Here is a 10362-nt window from a genome sequence, read left to right on the forward strand (position 1 = left end):
CTTTGGTTTCGGGGATGACTCACTGCTGCAACTACGCGGCGTGTTCAGGTCTGTTCGGCGCGGCCCTGCGCCGACTTCTCGGCCGCGATCAACTCGTTGAGCCACTTGACTTCCCGCTCACTGGATTCCAGGCCGAGCTGGTGCAGCTGGCGGGTGTAGCGGTCGAACGAGTTGCTTGCCCGCGCAATGGCTTCACGCAGACCTTCTCGACGCTCCTCGACCTGACGGCGGCGACCCTCCAGGATGCGCATCCGGGCTTCTGCCGGAGTGCGATTGAAGAACGCCAGGTGTACCCCGAAGCCGTCGTCGGAGAAGTTCTGTGGGCCGGTGTCGGCGACCAGCTCGCTGAAACGCTGTTTACCGGCGTCGGTGAGCTGGTACACGCGGCGTGCCCGCCGCACTTTGACGGTGCCCTCCGGCGCGGCATCCTCGACGATGAGGCCGTCGGCCTGCATGCGCCGCAGCGCCGGGTAGAGCGAACCGTAAGAGAAGGCGCGGAATGCGCCCAACAGCCCGGTCAGCCGCTTGCGCAGCTCGTAACCGTGCATTGGTGACTCCAGGAGCAGGCCCAGGATTGCCAGTTCGAGCATCCGCCGCACCCCTTTCGTCGTCGCCGTTAGGACAGTCCAACACCTCGCGCAATAGTATCGCGCCGATATATTGACTGCCACAGTCGGGCATCGATTGCGGCTTCAGACGCAGGTCAGCGGTTCGCCGGCCAGATCGCCAGCGTGGTGGCGTCCGGGTACAGCTCGATGCGGCCGGAGCCGAAGTCGCTGCTGACGATGATCTCGACGATCACCGCATCCGGGGTCGACGGGTCCTGCGACGGGCTGATCCGCAGCCAGGTCTCGTCGACGTCGGCGCGGTCGATGCCGACGGTCTCCGGGGCGCCGCGCATGATGCCGAGTGTTTTCTCGAAGTCGAACTTCGCGAGGTCGACGAGCCGGTCGTCGCCGCTGGGCGTCGACGGTGAGCCGACCGGCTCTCCCCAGCCGCCGCGGTACTGGTAGCGCTGACTGCGCCGGTTGTCCTGCGGGTCGGGCCGCTCGAGGTAGGCGATGTCGGAGTGGATGTCCAGTTCGTAGCCCATGGTGTTGCCGAACTTCTGACGCATCTGCTCGAACAAGCCGGTGAACCCGCCCAGGGACTGCAACTGCCGGGGCGGGGTCAGGACGGTGGCCGGGATGCCGTCGTCCTTGGCGCCGGGGTCGGAGGTGAAGTTCAGCGGCGAGGGCGTGTTGCCGTACAACCCCCAGCCGATCGCCATGCCGAACACCACCAGCACCACCGCGATCGCGGCCTTGATGCCCCAGCCGGGCCGGTAGGCCGGCACGCTGCGGTTGACGATCTTGGTGACGACGGGCACGTCGAGCTTGCGCTCGGTCTGCAGGTCCGACACCAGGTCCTGCAACTGGCTCAGTGTGGTCGCCGAGGTGGCCGTCTTGACCCGCTCGCCGTGCTCGGCCATCGACAACTGACCGTCGGCCAGCGCGGCGTCGAGGATCTGGCACGTCTGGTCACGGTCGCTGTCCTTCGCGCGCATCCACGATGTCCGCCGTCCTGAGCTGCCCGAAGCCACGCGAAAGATCGTAAAAGCACAACTTCGCGCGCACAGCGCGTACGCGCTGGACACAGATGTCTCGCCTCCGCGCCTGAGCCACCGACGTACTCTGGTCTGCGTGCGATTGCAGCGACAGGTAGTGGACTACGCCCTGCGGCGGAGGTCCCTGCTCGCGGAGGTCTACTCCGGGCGCACCGGAGTCGCGGAGGTCTGCGACGCCAACCCGTATCTGCTGCGCGCCGCCAAGTTCCACGGCAAGCCGAGTTCGGTGATGTGCCCCATCTGCCGCAAGGAGCAGCTGACGCTGGTGTCCTGGGTGTTCGGCGATCACCTGGGTGCCGTTTCGGGTTCGGCGCGCACCGCCGAGGAGTTGGTGCTGCTCGCGACCCGCTACGACGAGTTCTCGGTCCACGTGGTGGAGGTATGCCGCACGTGCAGCTGGAATCACCTGGTCAAGTCGTATGTGCTCGGGGCGGTGCCCCCGCCGAAGGGCTCGCGCGGACCGCGCCGGACCGGAACCGCGCGCTCGAACGCGCGGACGGCCAGTGAATAGCGACCCGCGCGACGACCGGTCAGTCAACCGCCCGCGGGACGGGCGCCGGGCTGACGGTGCCGGCGCGCGTCCGGAACAGCCGCGACCACGGCCGCCCCGGCAACCGGCGCCTCGGCAACAGCAGCCGCCGCCCCGGCCGGAGCCGGGCGGCGGGCGTCCGCCGCGCCCGGCCACACCCGACGACCGCCGCACCGCCGTATTGCGTCCGGTGCGCGACGAACGTCCGCCGCACCTGCGCGACCCGATCGACGCGGTCAAGCGCGCGCTCGACGGCGGGCCCCGGAAACCGCCCCCGCCCCCGCCGCCGGGCCGACCGCCCCGCGGCGGCGGACCGTCGGGGGGTGGCCCGTCAGGTCGGCCGCCGAGCCTGCGTCAACAACTGAACTGGACGTGGCTGCGGCGCGGCCTGCTCGCGATGGTCGCGGTGCTGATCGTGTTGCCGATGGTGACGTTCGGCATGGCCTACATGATCGTCGACGTCCCCAGCCCCGGGGACATCCGCACCGCTCAGGTGTCGAACATCCTCGCCAGCGACGGCAGCGAGATCGCGAAGATCGTGCCGCCGGAAGGCAACCGTGTCGACGTCAACATCGACCAGATCCCGGTGCACGTGCGGGACGCGGTGATGGCCGCCGAGGACCGCGACTTCTACTCCAACCCGGGTTTCTCGCTGACCGGATTCCTGCGCGCGGCCAAGAACAACGTCTTCGGCGGCGACCTGCAGGGTGGGTCGACGATCACCCAGCAGTACGTGAAGAATGCGTTGGTCGGCGATGCCCGCTCCGGCGTCGGCGGTGTGATCCGCAAGGCCAAGGAGCTGGTCATCTCGACCAAGATGTCCGGCGAATGGTCCAAAGACCAGGTGCTGCAGTCGTATCTGAACATCATCTATTTCGGGCGCGGCGCCTACGGGGTTGCGGCGGCGTCGAAGGCGTACTTCAACAAACCGGTCGAAGAGCTCACCGTGTCCGAGGGCGCGCTGCTGGCCGCCCTGATCCAACGGCCGTCGGTGCTCGACCCGGCCGTGGATCCGGAAGCCTCTAAACGGCGCTGGGACTGGGTGCTCGACGGCATGGTGGAGATCGGTGCGCTCTCGGCGCAGGACCGCGACGCCCAGCAGTTCCCGGCGACCATCCCGCCGGACGTCGCGACCACGCAGAACCAGACCACCGGCCCCAACGGGCTGATCGAGCGGCAGGTCATCAACGAGCTGCTCAACCTGTTCAACATCAACGAGCAGACCCTGAACACCGAAGGGTTGCAGATCACCACAACCATCGACCCGACCGCGCAATCGGCGGCGGTGGAGGCGGTCGAGGAGTATCTGGACGGCCAGGACCCGGACATGCGGGCCGCCGTGGTGTCGATCGACCCGAAGACCGGCGGGGTCAAGGCCTACTACGGCGGCGCGGACGCCAACGGGTTCGACTATGCGCAGGCCGGCCTGCCCACCGGATCGGCGTTCAAGGTGTTCGCGCTGGTCGCCGCGCTCGAGCAGGGCATGGGGCTGGGCTATCAGGTCGACAGCTCGCCGCTGACGGTCGACGGCATCGAGATCGGCAACGTCGAGGGCAACAGCTGTGGGCGCTGCAACATCGCCGAGGCGCTCAAGCGGTCGCTGAACACCAGCTATTACCGGTTGATGCTCGAGCTGGAGAACGGTCCGGCCGACGTCGCGGCGGCCGCGCACAAGGCCGGTATCGCCGAGAGCTTCCCGGGTGTCGAGCACACGCTGTCCGAGGACGGCCAGGGCGGACCGCCCAACAACGGTGTGGTCCTGGGGCAGTACCAGTCCCGCGTCATCGACATGGCCTCGGCGTACGCGACGCTGGCCGCGTCCGGCGTCTACCGCAAGCCACACTTCGTGCAGAAGGTGGTCAACAGCGAGGGCCAGGTGCTCTTCGACGCGGGGCAGGAGGACAACCCCGGCGAGCAGCGCATCGACAAGGACGTCGCCGACAACGTCACCGCCGCCATGCAGCCCATCGCCGCGTATTCGAACGGGCACGCGCTGGCCGGCGGACGCCCGTCGGCGGCCAAGACCGGCACCAACCAGCTGGGCGACACCGGGTCCAACCGCGACGCCTGGATGGTCGGCTTCACCCCGTCGCTGTCCACCGCGGTGTGGGTCGGCACCAACGACGGCACCAAGCCGCTGGAGAACAAGTGGGGTTCGCCGATCTACGGCTCGGGCCTGCCCAGCGACATCTGGAAAGCCACGATGGACGGGGCGCTCGAGGGCACCGACGAGGAGTCGTTCCCCAAGCCCGCCGAGATCGGCGGGTACGCCGGGGTGCCGCAGGCACCTCCGCCGCCCCGCACCACGGCCCCGCCGACGCCGTCGGAGACGGTGATCCAGCCGACGCTGGAGGTCGCGCCGGGCATCACGATCCCCTGGGGTCCGCCGACGACCGTGCCCGCGGGGCCGCCCGCTCCGGCCGGAGGGGTGTCGCCGGGCCCTGAGGTCATCCCGCCGCCGCCGGGGGTGCCCGCACCGGGCGCCCCGGTTCCCGTGGCACCGGGTGCGCCGCCGCCACCCGGCGTGCCGCCTGGACCGCTGCCGCCCCCGTGACGGAGGGCTTCGACTCGCCGGCCCCTGTCGCGGGTGATCGGCGCAGCCTCGACGACCGTGACTTCCCCAGCCGCACCGACACTCTCGGTGCCGCGCTGTCGGGCACCATCGGAGGACCCGTCGGCCGGCACGCGCTGATCGGACGCACCCGGTTCATGACGCCGCTGCGCGTCATGATGGTGATCGCGCTGATCTTCCTGGCGCTGGGCTATTCCACCAAGGCCGCCTGCCTGCAGACCACCGGCACCGGCACCGCCGACCAGCGCGTCGGCAATTGGGAGAACAACCGCGCCTACTACCAGCTCTGCTACTCCGACACGGTGCCGCTCTACACCGCGGAACTGCTGAATCTCGGGAAGTTCCCGTACAAGTCGAGCTGGATCGAGACCGACGCCGAGGGCAATCCGCACACCACCTACGATGGCCAGCCGGCCGTGCGGTACATGGAGTATCCGGTGCTGACGGGGCTGTACCAGTACCTGTCGATGACGGTGGCGAAAACCTATACGGCACTGACGAAGTTGGTGTCGGTGCCGATCGTCGCCGAGGTGGTGATGTTCTTCAACATCTCGGCGTTCGGGCTGGCGCTGGCCTGGCTGACGACGTTGTGGGCGACGGCGATGCTGGCCGGTCCGCGACGCATCTGGGATGCGGCGCTGGTGGCCGGCTCCCCGATCGTGATTTTCCAGATCTTCACCAATTTCGACGCGCTGGCAACGGCTTTCGCGGCCGGTGCGCTGCTGGCCTGGGCGCGCCGAAGACCGGTGCTGGCCGGTGTGCTGATCGGTCTGGGCGTGGCGGCCAAGCTGTATCCGCTGCTGTTGTTGGTCCCGTTGGCGCTGTTGGCAATCCGGGCCGGCCGGCTGCGCGAGGTCGGCAAGACCGCCGGGGCCGCGGTGGTGGCCTGGCTGGTGGTGAACCTGCCGATCATGCTGCTGTTCCCGCGCGGCTGGTCGGAGTTCTTCCGGCTCAACGCCCGCCGCGGCGACGACATGGACTCGCTGTACAACGTCGTCAAGTCGTTCACCGGGTGGCAGGGCTTCGACCCGGGGCTCGGATTCTGGGAACCGCCGTCGGTGCTCAACCTGTTCAGCGCGACGCTGTTCGCGGCGGGCTGCGTCGCGATCGGCTACATCGCGCTGACCGCTCCCCGACGTCCGCGGGTGGCGCAGCTGGCGTTTCTGGTGGTGGCGGTGTTCCTGCTGACCAACAAGGTGTGGAGCCCGCAGTTCTCGCTGTGGCTGGTGCCGCTGGCAGTGTTGGCGCTGCCGCACCGCCGGATTCTGTTGGCGTGGATGACCATCGACATGCTGGTGTGGGTGCCCCGGATGCTCTATCTGTTCGGCGAGCAGAACCGCGGCCTGCCCGAGCAGTGGTTCACCGCGACGGTGTTGCTGCGCGACATCGCGGTGATCATCCTGTGCGCGTTGGTGGTCCGGCAGATCTACCGGCCCGCGCTGGACCTGGTGCGGCGCGGCGGTGTCGACGATCCCGCCGGCGGTGTGTTCGACCGGGCGCCCGACGCCCCGCCGCGTTGGCTGCCGGACTGGCTGCGGCCGCGGGTGTCTGCAGCGCCTGTCCTCGACGCGAGTGTGCCGATTGATACGCCCGCGACGGCGCGTCGCGAATAACACCGCACATTCGCCTGCAGGCCGGCGTGATTTCGCAGATCAGCGCGCCCTCCTGTAGCCTGGGCCGGTTGCCGACGCAGGCGACCCTCCTGCCGCGGACACGCCGCGGCCGACCAGACCAGAGGAGGTGATGGGTTCCTTATGCGTCCATACGAAATCATGGTCATTCTCGACCCCACTCTCGACGAGCGCACTGTTGCTCCGTCGTTGGAGACGTTCCTGAACGTCATCCGCAAGGACGGCGGCTCCGTCGACAAGGTCGACATCTGGGGACGACGCCGCCTGGCGTACGAGATCTCCAAGCATGCCGAGGGCATCTACGCGGTGGTCGACGTGAAGGCCGAGCCGGCCACGGTGTCCGAGCTCGACCGCCAGCTCAACCTCAACGAGTCCGTGCTGCGGACCAAGGTGATGCGGACCGACAAGCACTGAAAGCCGCCGCTCGTCGGAGGCGCTGCGTAGGCTCGCGCGCAACACGCGCTGCGAAGCCGCTTGCGCGAAGAGCCGACTAGCACTGCACAGGAGGAACTCGTGGCTGGTGACACCACAATCACCGTCGTCGGAAATCTGACCGCCGATCCGGAACTGCGTTTCACCCCGTCGGGGGCCGCGGTGGCCAACTTCACCGTGGCGTCGACTCCGCGCATCTACGACCGCCAGAGCGGGGAGTGGAAGGACGGCGAGGCGCTGTTCCTGCGCTGCAACATCTGGCGTGAGGCTGCCGAGAACGTCGCCGAGAGCCTGACCCGCGGTTCGCGTGTCATCGTGACCGGCCGGCTCAAGCAGCGGTCCTTCGAAACCCGTGAGGGCGAGAAGCGCACCGTTGTCGAGGTCGAGGTCGACGAGATCGGACCCTCGCTGCGCTACGCGACTGCCAAGGTCAACAAGGCCAGCCGCAGCGGTGGCGGCGGTGGCGGGTTCGGCGGCGGTGGCGGCGGATCGCGGGCCGGTGGTGGCGGCCAGGCCGACGACCCGTGGGGCAGTGCGCCCGCGTCGGGTTCCTTCGGCGGTGGCGCCGACGACGAGCCTCCCTTTTGATCAACACCAACTCATCTGAGATTTCTAGAAAGAGATAGACATGGCGAAGTCCTCCACCAAGAGGCGGCCGGCACCGGAAAAGCCGGTCAAGACCCGTAAGTGCGTGTTCTGCTCCAAGAAGGGGCAGGCCATCGACTACAAGGACACCGCGCTGCTGCGCACCTACATCAGCGAGCGCGGCAAGATCCGTGCGCGTCGCGTCACCGGCAATTGTGTTCAGCACCAGCGGGATATCGCGATCGCGGTGAAGAACGCCCGTGAGGTCGCGCTGCTGCCGTTCAGCTCGTCGGCGCGTTAAGCCAGGACAGGACGAAACGATGAAACTGATTCTGACCGCTGAGGTGGAAAACCTCGGTACGGCCGGTGACACGGTCGAGGTGAAGGACGGCTACGGCCGCAACTATCTGCTGCCGCGCGGCCTGGCCATCGTGGCCACCCGTGGTGCGCAGCGCCAGGCCGACGACATCCGTCGCGCGCAGGAGCTCAAGAGCGTCAAGGGGCTCGAGCACGCCAACGAGCTCAAGCAGGCCCTGGAAGCCCTCGACGCCGTCGAGCTGGCCGTCAAGACGGCCGGCGACACGGGCAAGCTGTTCGGCTCGGTCACCGCGGCCGACGTCGTCGCGGCGATCAAGAAGGCCGGCGGCCCGAACCTCGACAAGCGCACGGTGCAGCTGCCCAAAACACACATCAAGGCCGTTGGTACGCACCCCGTCACGGTGCGTCTGCACCCCGACGTGAACGCCACGGTGTCGCTGAACGTGGTGGCCGGCTAGTCGCCGGAGCGCCAACCCAGCTCTCATACGGCCGGGTAGGGACCCCAGAGGTCCCTACCCGGCCGTTGCTGTGTCTTCGGGCAGGCTGTGGCGAACATTTTCTGGGCAAAGTGAGTACAGCGAACAATCCCTGCTGTTAACCTTCCCGGCCCTGGGTCGTAACGCAACACGCCCGAAACGGCTGCCTGACACGACACGCCGAGCAATTTGTCATCCACAGTAGTTGGGCGCGCTTGTGGTGCTATTACCTGCAGAAACCGGATGAACAAGGGTGTTGATCCACAGGTTGTCCCCAAGGGCTCAACATGGCTCACCAGAGATATCCACACTCCATCCACACCTTGACTAACAAGGGCTGCTTGCGCCTGCACCAGCAACGTCTAGCGTTGGCCGTCGCAGGAACCGATCCGGGCGTCGCCGACGCGTTGTCAGACCCCGTGCTTATCGTTCCTCGAAAAGGCGTTCGAACCGAATATGGAGGGGGTGCGACACTGCGTGGCAGTCGTAGATGATCTGGGTCGTCCCGGTGATACCGCGGCGGCGGAGCCACCGCCCAGCGAGGATTTCGGTCGCCAGCCCCCGCAGGATCCTGCGGCTGAGCAGGCCGTGCTCGGTGGCATGCTGCTGAGCAAGGACGCGATCGCCGATGTGCTCGAGAAGCTGCGTCCCGGTGACTTCTACAAGCCGGCCCACCAGATCGTCTACGACGCGATCCTCGACCTGTACGGGCGCGGAGAGCCGGCTGATGCCGTCACCGTGGCTGCCGAGCTGGACCGGCGCGGGCTGCTGCGCCGCGTCGGCGGGGCGCCCTATCTGCACACGCTGATCTCCACGGTGCCCACGGCGGCCAACGCCGGCTACTACGCCGAGATCGTCTCGGAGAAGGCGCTGTTGCGGCGTCTGGTGGAGGCCGGCACACGGGTGGTGCAGTACGGCTACGCCGGCGCCGACGGGGCCGACGTCAACGACATCGTGGACCGCGCGCAGGCCGAGATCTACGACGTGACCGAGCGCCGCACGGGCGAGGACTTCGTGATCCTGGAGGAGATCCTCCAGCCCACCATGGACGAGATCGACGCCATCGCGTCCGAGGGCGGCATCTCCAAGGGCGTGCCGACTGGCTTCACCGATCTCGACGAGCTGACCAATGGGCTGCATCCCGGCCAGATGATCGTCGTCGCGGCCCGGCCGGGTATGGGGAAATCGACCTTGGGTCTGGATTTCATGCGGTCCTGCTCGATCAAGCACCAGCTGCCGAGCATCGTGTTCTCGCTCGAGATGAGCAAGACCGAGATCGTCATGCGTCTGTTGTCGGCCGAGGCGAAGATCAAACTGGCCGATATGCGGTCGGGCCGGATGAGCGACGACGACTGGACGCGGCTGGCCCGCCGGATGAGCGAGATCAGCGAAGCGCCGCTGTACATCGATGATTCGCCGAACCTGACGATGATGGAGATCCGCGCCAAGGCGCGACGGCTGAAGCAGAAGTCCGATCTGCGCCTGATCGTCATCGACTACCTGCAGCTGATGACCTCCGGTAAGAAGGTGGAGTCACGCCAGCAGGAAGTCTCGGAGTTCTCCAGGCAGATCAAGCTTTTGGCCAAGGAACTCGAAGTTCCCGTGGTGGCGATGAGCCAGCTGAACCGAGGACCCGAGCAGCGCACCGACAAGAAGCCGATGCTGTCGGATCTGCGTGAGTCCGGATCGATCGAGCAGGACGCCGACATGGTGATACTGCTGCACCGCCCCGATGCCTTCGAAAGTGACGATCCGCGCGGCGGTGAGGCGGATCTGATCATCGCCAAGCACCGCGCCGGCCCGACCAGGACTGTAACCGTGGCGCACCAGCTGCATCTGTCGCGGTTCTCGAACATGGCGCGGTAGGGGTTCCTTCTTGCGAGATGCAACGAAGATGAACAACCGGGTCAGGCGGCACGGATTTGAGACGCCCGGCTGGGGGCAAGGAAGAAGGGGAGCCGGTGAAGCCGAGTCGTGGAGCAGTGCTGCGTTAGGCGTCGACGGTGAAGGCATGGACGTAGTCGGCTCCGCCGAGGTGCTCGTAGACGTGGGTTGTCGTCACGCGGTTCCAGTGGTGTCCGAGTAACACGGCTAGGCCGAGGGGGCCGATCAAGAACAGGTGCAGTGCGGTGTCGCCCGCGTTGCGGCGCGCCGTGCCGCGTACCGCGAGTGCCAGGCTGTTGGCGGCGGCGGGGGACGGGACGGTGTATGGG

11 protein-coding genes are annotated in these 10362 nt (G+C 67.5%); 8 read left to right on the forward strand and 3 right to left on the reverse strand.

The genetic code is table 11. From position 1 onward, the window contains the following. Positions 1-44: 44 nt before the first annotated feature. Both ACQI46_RS16360 and ACQI46_RS16365 read right to left on the reverse strand, forming a co-directional pair. Positions 45-590 carry a PadR family transcriptional regulator gene (locus tag ACQI46_RS16360; protein WP_427095056.1) on the reverse strand — a complete coding sequence of 182 codons (546 nt, stop codon included), beginning with the start codon at positions 588-590 and terminating at the stop codon, positions 45-47. A 113-nt stretch (positions 591-703) separates the two neighbouring features. Then, the gene (locus tag ACQI46_RS16365; protein WP_427095057.1) at positions 704-1582 is read right to left on the reverse strand and encodes a DUF1707 SHOCT-like domain-containing protein; all 879 of its coding nucleotides are present in this window, start codon (positions 1580-1582) and stop codon (positions 704-706) included. 100 nt (positions 1583-1682) lie between these two features. Between ACQI46_RS16365 and ACQI46_RS16370 the strand changes: the two genes are divergently transcribed. From ACQI46_RS16370 to dnaB, 8 genes are all read left to right on the forward strand, one after another. Further along, a complete protein-coding gene (locus tag ACQI46_RS16370) occupies positions 1683-2117 on the forward strand; it encodes a DUF5318 domain-containing protein (protein ID WP_427095058.1) in 435 nt (144 codons plus the stop codon). Continuing rightward, positions 2110-4689 carry a transglycosylase domain-containing protein gene (locus ACQI46_RS16375; RefSeq protein ID WP_427095059.1) on the forward strand — a complete coding sequence of 860 codons (2580 nt, stop codon included), beginning with the start codon at positions 2110-2112 and terminating at the stop codon, positions 4687-4689. The genes ACQI46_RS16370 and ACQI46_RS16375 overlap by 8 nt, the downstream gene beginning before the upstream one ends. After that, a complete protein-coding gene (locus ACQI46_RS16380) occupies positions 4686-6320 on the forward strand; it encodes a glycosyltransferase family 87 protein (protein WP_427095060.1) in 1635 nt (544 codons plus the stop codon). Before ACQI46_RS16375 ends, ACQI46_RS16380 begins: the two co-directional genes overlap by 4 nt. A gap of 141 nt (positions 6321-6461) precedes the next feature. Further along, positions 6462-6752, forward strand: a complete 291-nt coding sequence (rpsF, locus tag ACQI46_RS16385; protein ID WP_427095061.1) for a 30S ribosomal protein S6 — start codon at positions 6462-6464, stop codon at positions 6750-6752. Positions 6753-6851: 99 nt separating this feature from the next. After that, entirely contained in the window at positions 6852-7358 is a 507-nt protein-coding gene (locus tag ACQI46_RS16390; RefSeq protein WP_427095062.1) for a single-stranded DNA-binding protein, read from the forward strand. A 40-nt stretch (positions 7359-7398) separates the two neighbouring features. Continuing rightward, a complete protein-coding gene (rpsR, locus tag ACQI46_RS16395) occupies positions 7399-7656 on the forward strand; it encodes a 30S ribosomal protein S18 (protein ID WP_427095063.1) in 258 nt (85 codons plus the stop codon). A gap of 19 nt (positions 7657-7675) precedes the next feature. Continuing rightward, a complete protein-coding gene (gene rplI, locus ACQI46_RS16400; RefSeq protein ID WP_427095064.1) occupies positions 7676-8131 on the forward strand; it encodes a 50S ribosomal protein L9 in 456 nt (151 codons plus the stop codon). A 495-nt stretch (positions 8132-8626) separates the two neighbouring features. Then, positions 8627-10015, forward strand: coding sequence for a replicative DNA helicase (dnaB, locus tag ACQI46_RS16405; protein ID WP_427095065.1), 1389 nt, complete (start codon positions 8627-8629; stop codon positions 10013-10015). 124 nt (positions 10016-10139) lie between these two features. On the opposite strand, the gene ACQI46_RS16410 is transcribed toward dnaB, so the two are convergent. Further along, positions 10140-10362: SAVED domain-containing protein (locus ACQI46_RS16410; RefSeq protein ID WP_427095066.1), on the reverse strand; the 223-nt coding region annotated here is incomplete at its 5' end.

This window comes from Mycobacterium sp. SMC-4 (genome assembly GCF_050205565.1).
GTDB lineage: Bacteria > Actinomycetota > Actinomycetes > Mycobacteriales > Mycobacteriaceae > Mycobacterium.